The sequence below is a fragment of the Nostoc sp. S13 genome (assembly GCF_029379315.1).
Taxonomy (GTDB): domain Bacteria; phylum Cyanobacteriota; class Cyanobacteriia; order Cyanobacteriales; family Nostocaceae; genus Nostoc.
This window is the reverse complement of sequence record NZ_JAQYWQ010000065.1, coordinates 1-16,047: the sequence shown is the minus strand read 5'-3', so window position 1 is coordinate 16,047 and position 16,047 is coordinate 1. Positions and strand designations below refer to the sequence as shown.

Here is a 16,047-nt window from a genome sequence, read left to right as displayed (position 1 = left end):
CTAATTTGCCACCTAAAATTTTTCTAGAGACGCGAGACATCTATTTAATCTGATGTAGCCTGACTTGAAAATCTTCACTGCCACTAATCACAATTCCTTGACTGCTTTTCACGTCAATACTTCTAATTTTTTTAGAACCTCGAAAAATAGTTATGCCTTTTGGTGATTTTGTTTTGTCGAGTTGATAACTGGAAGTTAAATACCATACAACTACTCGTCCGTCATCTCCGCCACTAACTAGAAATTTACCATCTTCACTAAATGCTAAAGTTCGTATAGGTTTTTTTGACTCATCTTGCCAATGGTCTAAGAGTTTACAATTAGAGTCATTGATTTGCTGTTGATTATTGTTGCTTGGAGGTTTGCACTGTGTTAAATCCCAAATTGCAATTAATCCAGCCGAGTCAGATGTTGCCAGAATTTTTTCTGATGAGCCAGGAATAAAAGCTAAGGAGAGAACAGAGTCATCTTGTCCACCTCTTCCGTTTCCATCTATTTTTTCCAGTCTTTCGACTGATATGTTTTTAAATGGTCTGTTAGGTTGGTTTGGATTTAGAGATAAGATTAAAAAACGGTTAAACTCGCCCGAAACAATAAGCATTTTATCGTCGGGACTCAATGCTAATGCCCGGATTGGAAAACGTGTTAGTTTTTGCTCTTCTTCTAGGTCGATGACTACCGGTTTTTCCGGAAATTTTTTAGTAATCAATCCTCTAGACCATACTCTTACTTTGCCTTTGCCCGAACCACTGAATAAATTAAGTGAGTCTTTGGTAAATCCTAAATCAAATACTTTATCACCTTCTTCTTGAGAGTCTTGGAGTGTACTAATTATTTCACCAGTGGTTATATCTCTTAACTCAATTCTTCCATTTTCTAAACCAATTGCAACACTGTTGTTTTCGACTGGTACGAACCTGACAACTAGAATTGGATTGTTGGCAAATGCTAATACTCCTTTAGGTTTTCGAGGTTGAACGCATTTGGATTTTTGCTCATTGGGTTTTGATTTTAGTGTTACATTTTCATCTGCTTCTAAAGAATCTGTTCTGATTCTCCAAGACCTCAATGTACAATCATTAGAAGCACTAACAACAGATGAGCCAGTACCGCTACCAATAACGCGAACTGAATTGACGGAAGCTGTATGTGCAATTGCTTCTTGTCTAAATAGTAAAGCTAGTAATGCTGCTAGCAATGCCAAAATAGCTAACTGCAACCATAGAGGTATAATTGGTAAAACTTCTAATTCTAAACCTTGGGTGGCAGGGTCTGTACCGCCTAACCTTTGGTCAGATAGTTCTGCTTTTGCTTCTAGAAAGATAGTTTTTCCGATTCCAACCCAAGGACGTTTTGTTTGAACATCTAAAATAACTTTTGCTGTCTCTCCTAAATTCACATTTGCGATTTCAGGAAACTTCTTAAATGTACATTTTCGCCAATCTCTACCCTGAATTTGCACATTAATTTCTTGACGTAAATTACTGACATTTTTAAATAGTAATTCATAGGAAGCACTATTCGACTTCCAGTCCAGCAACCACGGGCGCCCAGAAGGAATTCTTTGGTTGTTTTGTGGCGTGCTAAAATTAATATAACCAACAGGCAGTACTTCCAAGTTACCTTCTGCATTAGCTGGGTAACTATTATTGCTCGTAGCTTCAACAGTAAAAATATAATTTAAACTAGGTGCTTGAACTACAGAAGGTAGTTGACATTTAAAACTCACTTCCTTTTGACTACCAGTATTTAAGGTAAACCGACGTTCAACACTGTTAGTCACCCAAGAAGCATCGATACCTATAAGACGCAACAGCACATTACTCGCTACTTGTCCCTGAGTTCTAACTCGTACAGGTACATTTATAGCGTTGCCAGGATATACTTGAAACATCCGTATTGGTAATTCGACGCTAATCAGGTTCGGTTTATTGTCTCCCTCAATTTCCAAACGCAGTAAGACTCTACGCTCTCGTGCTAGCTGAGGAGAAAATATTTTTACAGACAGGTTAACTGTACCAACGAATCCGGGAATTGGTGTATTAAAAATAAATACTTGGAATTTGGTGCTGCTACCATGAGGTTGAGCCGCAGCAACTTCTGGTTCGAGACGATACCAACGGTAATTAGGATTACGGATTTCCCCAGCAGCAATAATTTCTAATTGAAAATTGGCAAAGCGATCGCTATCATTATTAACAGTGACTTCAAAAGAAATCTCCGGTTTATCTGGTCGATAAGTTAAGCTTTGCGTTGAAAGACTAGCACTTATAAGATTGTCACTATTACTATTCATTTTTATTACAATTTTATAAATGTTCGATGTTTAGATTCCCGACTTTGTAAAAGTTGTCGAGAATCTTTACTACGCTAATCTTTCAAGTTTTTGAGATAATAAAGAATAGCTTTTGCAGTTGGTAAATTCGTTGCAAGTAAAACATTGTTTATATTACATATTCTCAATAGTGCTTCTTCACTTGCTTGACCAGGTTGAGGTGCCATCATCAAGTCTCTGAGAAAAATTACTGCTATAATTTCTCCAGAGTTAACTAATGAGTTAATTGCTTGATATCCTCCTGAATTGGCTGGAGGAATTTCTTGGGTAACGCTTAAACCTGTTTGTTTGTACAAATCATCGCTGAAAGTTTGCCATGTTCTCGTTAAGCAGTACGATAAAAATTCTTCGTATTCAGAGACTAATCCTATAAGTTCCGATTTTTTGCTATCGTGACCGACAATCACTATCTGCTTTTCTTCGAGAATTTTAGCAACCTCTATTGATGGTTCTTCTAATTCTTCTAGTTCCACGTCGATTTCTGGACTTGTAGCTATTAGCTCTTCACTATGTAGTTCAGGGGCTAAAATAGGAGCTTCCGACAATAATTCTTCTTTTACTTGTTGAGATGGTGTATCAAAATCAACATTTTCACTATCGCTGTTTATTGCTTCTATAATTTCGCTTTCTTCCTGATGTTCTGCACTATCTGTAACGTCATGCTCTTCGCTGATATCGCTAACTTGAACTACGGGAGATTCGGCAGTATCAGGTATCTCATTATGTTCCGACTCAGGAACATTCTCCGTTTGATGAAGAATATTACTTGCAATATCATCGTCAATATCGCTGACTTGAACTAGAGTAGATTCGGCAGTATCAGGTGCTTGATTATGTTCCGACTCAGCAACATTCTCCGTTTGATGAAGAATATTACTTGCAATATCATCGTCAATATCGCTGACTTGAACTAGAGTAGATTCGGCAGTATCAGGTGCTTGATTATGTTCCGACTCAGCAACATTCTCCGTTTGATGAAGAATATTACTTGCAATATCATCATCAACATCACTGGCTTGAACAACTGTAGATTCGGCAGTATCAGGTGCTTGATTATATTCCGACTCAGCAACATTCTCGGTTTCATGAAGAATATTACTTGCAATATCATCGTCAACATCGCTGACTTGAACAACTGTAGATTCGGCAGTATCAGGCGCCTGATTATGTTCTGACTCAGCAACATTCTCGGTTTCATGAAGAATATTACTTGCAATATTATCGTCAACATCGCTGACTTGAACTAGAGTAGATTCGGCAGTATCAGGTGCCTGATTATGTTCTGACTCAGCAACATTCTCGGTTTCATGAAGAACATTACTTGCAATATCGTCTTCTACTTCGTTTGTTTCTGTGGTTTCGGGTGTAGATTCGATAGCGCGAGCAGGTGTAGCAATATCATCTGGCTGAATAAACGTTGGTTCAAAATCTTGTTCAATTTGTTCAGACCTATTGATAATCTCTTGCTTTTCTAGTCTTTCTTCATGAGGACTAATTTCCTCGGCAATAGGAATAGGTGCAACTGATTCATTATTAGTAAGTTGTGCTTCCTGGGGTGTAGCACTGGCATTTTGTTGACGCCAGTTAGAAAATACCGAAGGATTAATGATTCTAACCACTGTTTCGGCTTGCTGGGAGTCGGGCATTTCATCTTCCAACATCAGCACAAAATCACCTATGCGAATAATATCACCATCTTTGAGCATATATGAGTGGTCTTTCTCAGCCAATTTGCCATTGACTGTTGAGCCATTCCGACTACCAACGTCGGAGAAATAATAATTTCCTCCTTGAGCAAAAAATTTACCATGCAACCGACTAACATCAGTGCTATCGAGAACTAAATCAGAATCTGGGGAACGACCAATAAAACATTCCGCTCCTCGTCTGGTTGTGAGAGTTAAATCAACTTCCTCGAATTCGCTTTGTGTTGGAGATGTGGAAACTTTTACTTTCATATTGATGTTCTAGTTAATTTTCTGGTTAATCTTATTTATTTCCATTACCCATCGCTGACGAGTAATATGTTCTAGGTTTAAAATATCATCTTGCGACCAGTGAAAATGGTAAGCAATAAAAGCTACCTCCTCATATAAAGTATCGGAGGGGTAGCTCATGACTCCCCCGCTAACTCTAACCTCACGTTAAATTGCGTATCACAATGTGGGCAATGCGCTGGGATATCTGTATTAGATTGCTGATTGATTCGATTATAAAATTCTCTAAGGTAATAAATATCACGCAATACTAACTCTTCGAGTTGTTCGGGAGTCACAGAGTTTAAACTACCTAAGCGCGAGATAACGCGCGAAAACATAATTAAAGCGCCGTAAGCTGGATTATCCTGAACTTTACGTTCTTGCTGCACCCAAAGTTCATCTTTGGCAGTAGCTAAACGCATTACACCATGACGATGCACCCGTTTTTGAGAGTCAATTAATCCTCTAGGAAGCGTAAAATTGAATTCAGTACAAAGTTCCTTACGACGCATAAATAATAATGTAGAGACGCGATATATCACGTCTTAAGTTCTTAATTTTGTGGAGTTTTTACATTCCCGACTTCTTCAAGAAATCGGGAATCTGAAACCGGGGGTTGGGAATCTAAAACTGGGGGAGTTGCAGGTTCCAAGCCATTGATTTGACGGTAAAAATCTTGGAGGTAATTTAAATCTTCGCTAAAGAAATTCTCTACTATTGCAGGAGTAACTTCAGATAAGGCACCTAAACAAGTAATTACACGCGCCAAAATAATAATCGTGGCATAAGCTGGATTAGCTTTAACACGCGGGTCACGTAAAGGAGAAATTTCGTCTATCGCTGTTGATAATCGCATCGTACCTTTACGATGGAGGTTGCCATCGGAGTCTATGTACCCTTTTGGCAATGTAATCTCAAACTCTGTAGGAAACATAGTCTGTAATAAACCTCCAATTATTTCACCCGTTTAAATTCCTCAAAAGCGACTTCGACTTCCTCAATTTCTATTTCTGTGCTGCGGGCGTTAACATCGGCAATTTTGTAACGAGTGGGCCAAGCACCTTCCAATTCAAATCTGGCAACCTCAATACTTGCTTGATTGTAAATCGACAAAGAAACTGTTTTTCGCTGCTTTGCCCATCCACCTGTTTGAACTTTGTCAAACCAGTTCCAAAAATCTACTGAGTTAGTCATACCTCTACGAAGAGTAATATTACCACTCTTAACATTGCCTGGAATTTTGGTTCTGACTGGTAAACCTTTAGATTGTCCGCTTCCCGAACTTTGGGAAGTAACTTCACAAATTTCAATTACATCCTGTGTTCTTGTAAAACCTTGACACTCTAAAAAGTAAGCATCAGAATCTTTTTGCCCATCTAGCACTAATCCTAAATAGAAACGATGTGCCGTGAGAATCTCAGGATTTTGTCGACCTACTTGTACCACTATTTTCTTTTTCCCTTTCCTCTTTCCCCTTTCCCCTTCTTACTTAATACGTTTAATCCCTTCGTGAACCAATTCGATAGTTTCATTTGCCATATCACCACCAGATGCTGTTAAGGTGGGGCCTGTATATTTACAAGGATAACAACGTAATATTTCCCAACGTGCTTTTTCAGTACCTTGTTGGTCGTAAGCTGCTACTGAACCATCTTTACGATTAGATGTCCACTGTCGTGGGTCTCCCATGTCTTCGTTACACTTTTGATACCACTGATAAAGATCTATATCATCAGTAGCGATTACTTTTAGTGTGACGTTGGTAAATTTTACGACGGTAGGTGTTGCTTGGCGCATGAGTTTTCCAGATCTCGATGATCCATGAACTTCCTGTGCAGGCGTATTTTCTATGCCCAAGCCACTAATCTCTTTGATAAATTTATCTGTTATTCCGTCTGCTTCAAAGTAAAATTTACAAGCAGTAAGAAATTCTCCTGGCATACTTTTTTAACTCCTGTATTAGTTAAGAATGTTAGTTAGAAAACGAACCGGAAAGCGAGCAAAAAAAGAGAAGAAGTATTTTGTTATTCTTCATCTTCAATTCCGTTCCACTGGCTGATACGGAGGATAACGAATTCTGCTGGTCTAACGGGACATACACCGACTTCGATGTATAAACGACCTAGAATTCTGGTCTCTGGTGGGTTTAATTCTTCGTCGCATTTCACGTAAAATGCTTGTTCGGGTGAAGCACCAAATAATGCTCCTTCACGCCAGATTCTTTCAAGGAAATTACTGACAGTTCGTCGCACGCGTGCCCATAAATCTTCGTCGTTTGGCTCGAATACTACCCACTGAGTACCTAGTTCTAAAGATTTTTCAATGTAGCTAATCAATCTACGAACGCTGATATAACGCCATTCGGTTTTATCGGGTTCAACCAGTGTACGGGCGCCCCAAATCCGAATGCCTCGATTCGGAAATCTACGGATACAATTTATACCGATTGGGTTTAAAAGTTCTTGTTCGCGAAAATTGGTGTCGTAGTCTAAACCAATTACACCTCTAGGTACTTCATTAGCAGGTGCCTTGTAAACTCCGCGAGTTTCATCGGTACGACCCCAAACACCCATAACATGACCACAAGGAGGAACGCTGATCGGGTTGCCGCGATCGCGTGGGTTAGCGACTTTAATCCAAGGATAATAAAGGGCACCGAACATTGAACGGCGATTAAATCGGTTCAACCATTCTACAACCTGCTGCGGTTTGGGACAGTCAGGAGGAGAATCAAGAACTACCATGCGGTTGGGTGGGTTAGGAATATCTCCAGTGTTGGCACCTTCGCACATGCTAATCATCAATTCCATAATGCCATGAACTTGGTCTAAGTTCATCAATCCTGATTGATACGCACGCATCAAGTCAGGACAAGCAACCATTGTGATTTCATCGATTTCAAATAGTCCGCGTACCCCTGTACGGTCGTCGCGTACACCCTCGATATCGCTGGAAAAACTATCGGGTGCCGTGGCAACTATTGGTGCTGCAAGTTCGTATTGACCATTTCCTGGACGACGCGCTAAAGGTTGTCCAGTTTGAGAAATGTCTTCGATGGTTATAAACATTGAATTTCGCAATGCCGCAACTACATAAGTTGCAAATTGAGCATTGCCTTCGCGGTTCATTGTCAAGTTGTCGTATTCTTCGAGAATTTCATCTGCTCGACGAATTTGCACCTTGAAGTATTCGCCTGTGTTTGGTGGGGCAGACCCTTCTGTTGCTTCTGGTAACGCACGAGGCCCACTATCGCTAACCAAGATTACAATAGTGCCTGCTGTAAGTTGTTCCGGACGCATACTAAACCGTAGCGAAGGACGATTGCCTCGACCAGTAATCCGAAGTGAAGTTGGTTCCGGATCTGGTGGTTTGGGGGCGCCGGGTAAGGAAGTACCAATACTAGTAATCCAGCAGCGACCACCACCATTCATAAAGTAGCCATAAACTGCAAAAGGCAAATAAGCATTGAAATCAGTAAAACCATCGGAATTGGGACGGGAAAAATAGTTTAAGAACTGTGTCCAGTTAGTAACAAGCATTGGCTTGAACAATTCAGCCCCACCACGCACATCTTCAGTGAAGCCCACAAATCCGGCAATTGCCGTACTAACACCTTCGATTGGACGACTACCTCGGTCTATTTCTTCGATATAGACACCGGGAGCAAAATAATCAAGTCTTGCCATGAAAATACCTCAAATATAAAAATTTAATCAACAATTCGTAAAGACGCGATATATCGCGTCTTTATGCAAAATTTTGCGTCTCTAAGCGGGATTTAACGAGATTTCTTTGAAGGTACAGCTTAAACCATCTACCAATGCATTGACTTCACGGGGCAAATATCCCGGACTGTTGATTTGTAATAGGTAGTTACCATTACGAAGGTCTTCAAAGTAAAACAACCCCTCCTTATTGGTAGTAGCTGATTTTTCCATTCCGATCACCTTAACTTTTACTTCCTTCATCGGTAAATTGGTAACAGCATTTTTGACTATACCTGCGACTACTACCCGCTTGGTGAAACTTTCAATACTTCCATTTCGATGAACACTTCCATTTTCAAGTTCAAGTTCAGGTTGAAAATTATTTTGCAGTGCGATCGTTCGTTGCCAAACTAAAGACACTAAAGATACTTGCGGCTCCACAGGAACTGTCACCATCAAATACAAAGCTGGACGTAAAGCGATAGTTAGCGCACTCCACAAAGACCCGGCTTCGATTTGCGGTTCTACAGCAACCGTCATATTCAAATTTCCATAACCCCGCAATTCGGGAACCAAAAACTCTTCCTTGAGGGCACGGTGGCGCAGTAGTAGACCTAAAGCTTGCGAAAGCAGATAATGTTCACCTAAAGCCGTTCGATCCCAAGCCGTTAGTAGCATAGAAACATCAAACCAGGTCGGAGACCAATTCACAGAAGCAGGTTGCAAAGCTTGTGTCAGCTTGCGTTCAACTTGCCTTCCCGAATGTTGGATTTGCTTACTCTCACGAATGTCATAAACGTACAAATTGAGAATCGGTCCTCCACCTTCTTCTTTACGATTACTCGGATGACTAAACTCAATTTGCTCCGTACTAGAAAGCGATGTTCCTCCAGCCAGAATTCCTGCTAAGGTTTGAATAATAAAAATAATCATCTAAGCATGATGTCCATACTTGCCACTAACATTTCTCAGATATATCTAGGTTATATGAATGCAAACTCTTGTAGTAATTAGACTTTTGTCGAGATTTCATCCAAACTCTAAAACACTTACGAAATATTAAGAAATATGAACAAATATTAATAATACTGCTATTTGCTGCGTAACCTGACGTAATTATTTAGTAATTAAAAGTAACAGGGAAACCAATATCTAATGTAAAAGTGAGTAAAGCAATGACCGTCAGCTTCTCTCTTGAAAAAGAAAAAAGTAACTGCGATGATTCACACGCACTTGTTACAGAAACTTTTATTGGGCTACAAGCAAAACAACTTACCTTTCATTCGTCGATTGTTTTTGTACGTATAGTTTACTACGAGCAGTTACTAAAAAAACTTCAAGAAACAATTGAATACGCAGATAATCAACCTCGCTTTTCTCAACGAGAGATAGCATATTTACGGTCGGAAGCTTGGTTAACTGATTTTCCCCATGTTTGGAACGTACATGAATTTAAACTTACTCAGTTTCCAGAATCTTTTTCTTACATCTGTCCTATCGGCTATAAAAATCAAAAGCCAGAATATATTCAAGTAATCACTCACGCACCTCTTTCGGCAAAATCGCGGGATTACGTCAAAAATGCAGCCCAAATGCTCAGTAAATATATAGATATATGCTCAGAAAATTTGCAACAAAAGTCTAAGACTGAGATATTAGAACATCTACTTCACAAAGTCGGTCATCAATTGCGGAATAATATCGCTTTAGTAAAACTTTACGCACACAATTTATTTTTGGGCTTACAAGATAATTCTTGGCAAGAGCAAGCAGCAGTCATTTGCGAGAGCGTGAATGATTTAGATACCAATCTAACCGATATAATTTCCTGTGGTCAAGAGTCAAATTTAAAAATAATTCCTCAAGACCTTAGAACTTTAGTAGACGAAAGTATAAAATACTTTCAACCGTTAATTGATCAAAAACAATTAAAAGTTAGCATTCCTGATACATCTGCTACATTACCTTTAGATAAGTTACAGATGAAGCAAGTTTTTGATAATTTACTTAGTAATGCAATTCACTTCAGCCCTAATTGCGGCGCGATTACCTTTAGTTGGCAGGCTTTTCACGAAGAAATATTAATTAAAATTTCAGACCAAGGGCAAGGAATTTCACCCTTAGATATGCAAAAAATTTTCAATCCGTTTTATTCGCTGCGCCCTGGTGGTACAGGATTGGGTCTAACTATAGCTAAAAAAATCGTATTAGACCATTGTGGAAATCTTTGGGCAGATAATTTACCAGGAAGAGGGGCACAGTTTTGTTTGATTTTACCTACTAAAAAGAAATATTAATAGGACGGGCGCGATCGCGCCCATCCGACAAGATTACTCATTGTATTAAACTCTTGTAAAGTGGGCATCCTTACCCGCACCATCACTAAATGAAAAGATTATGAACAATAAACAAATTTCGATTTTACTAGTAGATGATGAAGAACGTTTTCGTCAAGGATTACGAACTCTCTTGAATTTTTATAGTACTAGTGCTTCATTACCTCTGAATGTTATCGGTGAAGCAGATTGTGTTGAGCAGGTTGTGAAATTAGCGGTTCAAAAGAGTCCCGATCTAATTTTGCTCGATTTGGAATTGGTTAATAGTGATGGAATGACAGCTATGGAACGGTTGAAAGACATTTCTTACTATGGTAAGATTTTGGTTTTGTCTGCCCACCAAGAAGATAAGTGGATTTTTCAAGCTATGCAAAAAGGCGCGGCTGGCTATGTTTTTAAAAGTCGTGTGGCAAATCAGCTTTGTGATGCAATTAATACGGTACTTAAGTCAGAAATTTATTTGCCACCGGAAGCGGCAAGTGGTTTTTTCCGATGTTTTCAAGAAAATGTGAGTTCGGTCTATAAAGCATCTTCGCAGTTACATTTAACTCAAAGAGAACAAGAAGTTTTACAATTGTTGACTCAAGGCACCTCAAACGAAGAAATCGCCAAAAATCTGTATGTGACTGTTGCCACAGTCAAAGCTCATCTGACCAATATTTTTGAGAAATTGGGAGTTAGTAGTAGGACTCAGGCAATTGTCGCTGCTATCAAATTAGGACTGGTTCAAGCTTAGTATTAATTAACTGACATTATATTATGTCTTCTACTGAATTATTTTATAAAGAGTACCCCTGTTCTTACAATGCTCCCTTGGATTGCGAGAACATAATAGAAACTTTGCAGGAAGTTAAAGGCGCTAAGTTTTGTTTTGAGTGTGGTTTTCCGGCACTTTTACCCGATGAAAGTGAAATTAAAGGGTATAGAGGCAGCTATCAGGTGACAAAGTTTCTCGGTGTACGAGGGTTTGGACGTTTATATTCGGGTATACAGCTAAAAGACAAACAGCCAGTAATTATTAAAGAGTACTTATTACCTAGTCGTACTTTTAACGAAGATGAGACATTTCAACGTAAGGAAACCTTTAGACGTATAGGGGGGATAGATTTAGCAGATGGTCGAGTTCAAAACTTTCGCTTAATTCAAACCTGGGAAGCTATTGGTCCCGAAAAAGGAGAACGCTGTTATTTAATTACTAAAGACGTACAACCATCCCAAACACTAAGAGAGTATTTGAAGCAAAATGGTGCAATGACGCCGAGTCAAGTCCGTGAGTTATTGAGTGAGGTGCTACAAACTTTAGAATTTATACACACCCAAAAGCTGCGTTTCCCCTCGAATCATGTACAGCGAGGTTTAGAGCATGGCAATATTAATTTAGATAGCGTATTAATTAAAGTTGAAAATAAAGAAAGATTTCTAGCATATCTATGTGATGTCGCTATCTGGGAAAATCTGTTTATTCCTTCTAGCATTCTTCAACCCGCAGCTAAAACGCATATGCAAGATTTAGAATCTTTAGGGTTAGTCGCGTTTCAGTTGTGGGTTGGCCAAACGCACCTTGACCCTAAAGACCATCAAGCATGGCCGGATAATGATAATTATTTAAAACAGTTTCTCTATCGTCTGCTTTCTCTGAATACTCCTTATGGAAGTACAGAAATTGCGCGTCAAGAACTGCTAAGACTTCCTAAACCCGGTGAAAGCAATAATTTCCAACCATCTTCTGACTCTCAAGAACAGAAAAAGCGCTTTCCTCAAAAATATTGGTTATGGCTGGGAGTGCTGGCTTTTCTATTGCTGGGAGGCATCATATGGTATTACTTTTGGCAGCTTTCCAAACTAGATGAAGATCAATACTTAAAATGGCAAGGACTTGTACAAAATTTCTCTAAAGTAGATAACGTATCTTCAGGTAAATTTGTTTATACAGGAGAACAAAATGGAACCTGGAGTTATATTTTGGGACAGACGCCTGATAACACAATGAAATTAAACGAGATATTAACCAATCCAAACCCAGATGCAAAAGCAACATTTATCTATAAACCAATTCAGTCTAGCGATATAGCAAAAATTAGTCAACCGATAAAAGAAGTGCAAGAAGTGCAAAAAGTTCCAAAAGACTTTGCAATGACGACTTTATTCGACAACATTACACTTGATATGAATCCAAAGCAAGTTGCTTATGATGGTTTACTGGTGTTTGTCGCATTTAGTCGGAACGGCTTTAGTCTCCATAAAGCATTGGATGGAAAAATCTCTCTTGAACAACTACGTGACATATATACAGGCAGAATTAATGACTGGAGCCAAATTAACAAAAATGTTCAGAGTCTTAAAATTGAGCCTTATGTCCCGACTGAACTAGAAGCGATACAGCAATTCAAAAAGCTAGTTCTTAAAAACAATCCACAGGATATAGCTTTATTTGATGAAATTGCCAAAACTCGAACCCAGAGCACAGATATTACCCAAAGACAGATTAGTACTGCAAACAATAACGGACAGACTACTGGTATTATAAGTTTCAGTATTTTTAGTAAAACTTGGAACCAGTGTTCGGGTTATCCCTTAGCAATAGTCAATAATAACGAAAAGATTCAACCGTTTTTAGATCACACTACAAAAAGACCACTTGAACCTTCAGATGACTTCTGCGATAGACCAGATTTTGATACTACAAGATTTCAGCCAAATGGAACAGCAAATTATCCTTTGGGTTATCCACTGTATGTAGTGTATCCTAAAGACAATACTCGCCAGTCAGGAGGTTCTACTTTTGCTAATATGCTAATAACCCGTCAAGGTCAGTGTTTACTTACTAAGTCAGGTCTTGTCCCTTTACAACCTGTGCCTAATGATATAAGAAATTATGCCTGCAAATCGGTGCCCTAATCCTAGCTGCGAATATTTTAATCGTGCTTTGCCAAACAATGCCAAGGTGTGTCCTTGGTGTTCGACTCCTTTAGGTAATGTAATTCCCCCTACACCAAGTAAGCCAACCAACCCACAATCAGTTCAACCACAAGCAATACCAGAACAACCAAGTTATCAACCTCCTCCTTACGTAGCACAAAACCAGGAGCGCGGATATTCACACCCAACATACCCTGCCCCCTCCGTACCTCCCCGAAGATTGCCAGTTTTGAAACTTGTCCACTATACCGGCAGAGAGTTTCAGTTGTCCGGCGAAGGTGGTTCAATCGGGCGTAGAAGTCAAAGTATGCCAACTCCACCAGAAATTGACCTAACTGGTATTCCCCAAGAAGGAGTTGTTTCTCGCCACCATGGCCGTATATTTTGGGACTGGTCACAAAATGCTTATATGATTCTTGATACCAGTACAAATGGTATTTATTTAAACGGTAATCTTCTTAATTCCGGTGTATATTACCGCATAGTCAACGGTGATTCTTTACAGCTTGGTCAAGATGGTCTAGTTACTTTTACGGTAGTAGTGATGTAATTAATAGCTATAAATACGACAAATAGTAGTGCAATAAATATACATACAATGTCTGCTGTAAAGTGAATCCTAAGCCCTAATGGCAGGCTTCGCCAACGTACAACCTCTGCGATCGCAATTAATTATATAAATATTTTTGCATACTTCCTACTTATAAAGTTGATAAAATATTTTGGATAGCAGATATTATATTTACGTGGATTGCGATCGCAAATTTTTGATTCGGTATAAGTTCGACCTTTGGCTAGTTTTGATTTTGAAGCTGTCCCTTTAGCCTAGATTTAATAGCACTTGAACTATAAATATTAGTGCTTCGATGTGAACAGCAAAAATTATGGACTTAGAGAAAAGAGAAGTCTTTTATACGCCCCTTGGAGACGTTGGTGGTACAGCGGGATATGTTGGTATTTCAGCAATATCTAATCCAAGCAGAGTATCTACAGATGCCGAAAGGTGTCTAAAAGATTCACTATTATTAGCTACACTCACTCAGCGAGTGTACGAACTTTTACTTGAAGATATTCGTAATCAGCGAGAGAGAGTAAATAACTATGGTCAAAAAAGGTGGTTTTGATGCCAGATAGTAATAATAGCAACGTTACTCACGAACTAAATTATGTTACAACTAATCGGTTTTATATCGAGATCGAAAGCTCCATCGCTGCGTCTTTCACTGAGTGTTCAGGACTAGGCGCCCAAATTCAAAAAAAGGTCATTCCAGAAGGAGGTGTTAACGACCAACAAAGGGTGTATTTGGGACATGTTGAGTTTAATGACGTGACATTGAAGCGCGGTGTTACTGACCATCCAGGTTTTTGGAACTGGATAAGTGAAGTTTTTGATGAACAGGGAAAAACATCTCGACGCAATGTAAATATTTTGGTTTTTAATCAAGCTGGTGAAACGATGATGAGTTGGACACTTATTGGTGCTGTTCCTATTGGATGGAAGGCGCCTGCATTGCAAGCAGACGGAAATGCAGCAGCAATTGAGGAATTAACTTTAGCTTATGAAGGTTTACAATTTGGGAAAGAAAAAGGTGGGGGTAACGAGTCAACACGGATGAAATCAGGATTCTTTGAGTCTAAGTAATACCAAAATAAAACTATATGGATATTCAACCATTGGTAAGTAAAGTTAATAGACTCGGCTTAAGTGAATCTTTATCCCAACCCAATAGATTAACTTTGAGGCAAGAATCTAATCATAGTCTCAGTAATTCCACTTATCCAATTGCTAATCACACACCGCTAACTACATCAAAATTTTTATTGCCGCGTCATCAAAACAATAAATTTGTAAATACCGATTCTTTAGCAAATTTGAATTACTCGAATGATAGTGATGAAAATATTGATTTATTTCCCGAACTAGAAAGCTATTATCAAAACGAGGACATCAGTGTTAATAGTACTGAGGCATTGTTAGTTCCCAATCACAGCAGTGTTAATAACAATGAACTAGCGGAGACATTAAGTTCAAATAATTTAGGTGATTTAGATATACCTCTAGGTAAAAAAGCAAACAATCAACCGAAATCTCAGAGAAAAACAAAATCCAAACCGACATCAGATTCTAAAGCTCAACCTCAAAAAACAACCAAATCCTCCAAGACGAATAAAAAGGGTAAACATGAAGTTGTACCATTACAGCAAGCTTCAAACCAAAACAATGACCCAAGCACACGGAATTTAGAAACAACGATACCAATTTATGAGCAAACAGTACCATTTCAAACTTCAGAAGTTGTACCATTACAACAAGCTTCAAACCAGTTTAACCCGACTGTACAAAATATTGAACCAACGACACCTATTTTTGAGCAAACAGCATTAACTACAACTTCAGAAGTTGAACCATTACAACAAGCTACAAACCAAACATTTAACTCGACAATACCAAATATTGAAACAACGGCACCTGTTTCTGAGCAAATAGCATCACCTCCAACTTTAGAAGTTGAACCATTACAGCAAGCTGCAAACCAGACATTTAACCCGACTGTAGCAAATATTGAAACAACGAATAATGTTTCTGAGCAAACAGGATTAACTCCAACTTCAGAAGTTGAATCATTACAGCAAGCTACAAACCAAACATTTAACTTGATAATACCAAATATTGAAACAACGAATAATGATAATGTCTTGGGTCAACTTGCATCACCTCCAACTTTAGGAGTTGAACCATTACAGCAAGCTGCAAACCAGACATTTAACCC

General features: G+C 38.9%; 16 protein-coding genes. 7 read left to right on the top strand and 9 right to left on the bottom strand.

The window, feature by feature from the left end; all coding sequences use genetic code 11:
• Positions 1–40: 40 nt before the first annotated feature.
• From PUQ00_RS19530 to PUQ00_RS19490, 9 genes are all read right to left on the bottom strand, one after another.
• Positions 41–2,296: a hypothetical protein gene (locus PUQ00_RS19530; protein WP_300419672.1), complete on the bottom strand. Its 2,256-nt coding sequence runs from the start codon at positions 2,294–2,296 to the stop codon at positions 41–43.
• A gap of 74 nt (positions 2,297–2,370) precedes the next feature.
• Entirely contained in the window at positions 2,371–4,293 is a 1,923-nt protein-coding gene (locus tag PUQ00_RS19525) for an FHA domain-containing protein (RefSeq protein ID WP_300419670.1), read from the bottom strand.
• Between the two features lie 9 nt (positions 4,294–4,302).
• Complete coding sequence (locus tag PUQ00_RS19520) at positions 4,303–4,452, bottom strand: DUF6760 family protein (protein WP_300419668.1); 150 nt, start codon at positions 4,450–4,452, stop codon at positions 4,303–4,305.
• Positions 4,449–4,826 (bottom strand): phage tail assembly protein, encoded by a 378-nt coding sequence (locus PUQ00_RS19515; RefSeq protein ID WP_300419667.1) that lies wholly within the window; start codon positions 4,824–4,826, stop codon positions 4,449–4,451. The genes PUQ00_RS19520 and PUQ00_RS19515 overlap by 4 nt, the downstream gene beginning before the upstream one ends.
• A 41-nt stretch (positions 4,827–4,867) precedes the next feature.
• Positions 4,868–5,248 (bottom strand): hypothetical protein, encoded by a 381-nt coding sequence (locus tag PUQ00_RS19510; RefSeq protein ID WP_300419664.1) that lies wholly within the window; start codon positions 5,246–5,248, stop codon positions 4,868–4,870.
• 20 nt (positions 5,249–5,268) lie between these two features.
• A complete protein-coding gene (locus PUQ00_RS19505; protein ID WP_300419662.1) occupies positions 5,269–5,760 on the bottom strand; it encodes a phage tail protein in 492 nt (163 codons plus the stop codon).
• A gap of 39 nt (positions 5,761–5,799) precedes the next feature.
• On the bottom strand, positions 5,800–6,255 hold the full coding sequence (locus tag PUQ00_RS19500; protein ID WP_300419659.1) for a phage tail protein: 456 nt from the start codon (positions 6,253–6,255) through the stop codon (positions 5,800–5,802).
• Positions 6,256–6,338: 83 nt separating this feature from the next.
• Positions 6,339–8,000: a phage tail sheath C-terminal domain-containing protein gene (locus PUQ00_RS19495; RefSeq protein WP_300419657.1), complete on the bottom strand. Its 1,662-nt coding sequence runs from the start codon at positions 7,998–8,000 to the stop codon at positions 6,339–6,341.
• Between the two features lie 81 nt (positions 8,001–8,081).
• Entirely contained in the window at positions 8,082–8,954 is an 873-nt protein-coding gene (locus tag PUQ00_RS19490; RefSeq protein WP_300419654.1) for a Pvc16 family protein, read from the bottom strand.
• A 242-nt stretch (positions 8,955–9,196) separates the two neighbouring features.
• Between PUQ00_RS19490 and PUQ00_RS19485 the strand changes: the two genes are divergently transcribed.
• The 7 genes from PUQ00_RS19485 to PUQ00_RS19455 all read left to right on the top strand — a co-directional run.
• The gene (locus tag PUQ00_RS19485; protein WP_300419653.1) at positions 9,197–10,318 is read left to right on the top strand and encodes a HAMP domain-containing sensor histidine kinase; all 1,122 of its coding nucleotides are present in this window, start codon (positions 9,197–9,199) and stop codon (positions 10,316–10,318) included.
• A 100-nt stretch (positions 10,319–10,418) separates the two neighbouring features.
• Positions 10,419–11,093 carry a response regulator transcription factor gene (locus tag PUQ00_RS19480; RefSeq protein WP_300419651.1) on the top strand — a complete coding sequence of 225 codons (675 nt, stop codon included), beginning with the start codon at positions 10,419–10,421 and terminating at the stop codon, positions 11,091–11,093.
• A 23-nt stretch (positions 11,094–11,116) separates the two neighbouring features.
• Positions 11,117–13,255: a substrate-binding domain-containing protein gene (locus PUQ00_RS19475; RefSeq protein WP_300419650.1), complete on the top strand. Its 2,139-nt coding sequence runs from the start codon at positions 11,117–11,119 to the stop codon at positions 13,253–13,255.
• Positions 13,233–13,826, top strand: coding sequence for an FHA domain-containing protein (locus tag PUQ00_RS19470; RefSeq protein ID WP_300419647.1), 594 nt, complete (start codon positions 13,233–13,235; stop codon positions 13,824–13,826). The genes PUQ00_RS19475 and PUQ00_RS19470 overlap by 23 nt, the downstream gene beginning before the upstream one ends.
• A 334-nt stretch (positions 13,827–14,160) precedes the next feature.
• Positions 14,161–14,400: a hypothetical protein gene (locus tag PUQ00_RS19465; protein ID WP_300419645.1), complete on the top strand. Its 240-nt coding sequence runs from the start codon at positions 14,161–14,163 to the stop codon at positions 14,398–14,400.
• On the top strand, positions 14,400–14,918 hold the full coding sequence (locus PUQ00_RS19460; RefSeq protein WP_300419642.1) for a phage tail protein: 519 nt from the start codon (positions 14,400–14,402) through the stop codon (positions 14,916–14,918). Before PUQ00_RS19465 ends, PUQ00_RS19460 begins: the two co-directional genes overlap by 1 nt.
• Before the next feature lie 17 nt (positions 14,919–14,935).
• On the top strand, positions 14,936–16,047 hold a 1,112-nt coding region (locus PUQ00_RS19455), incomplete at its 3' end, for a hypothetical protein (RefSeq protein WP_300419640.1).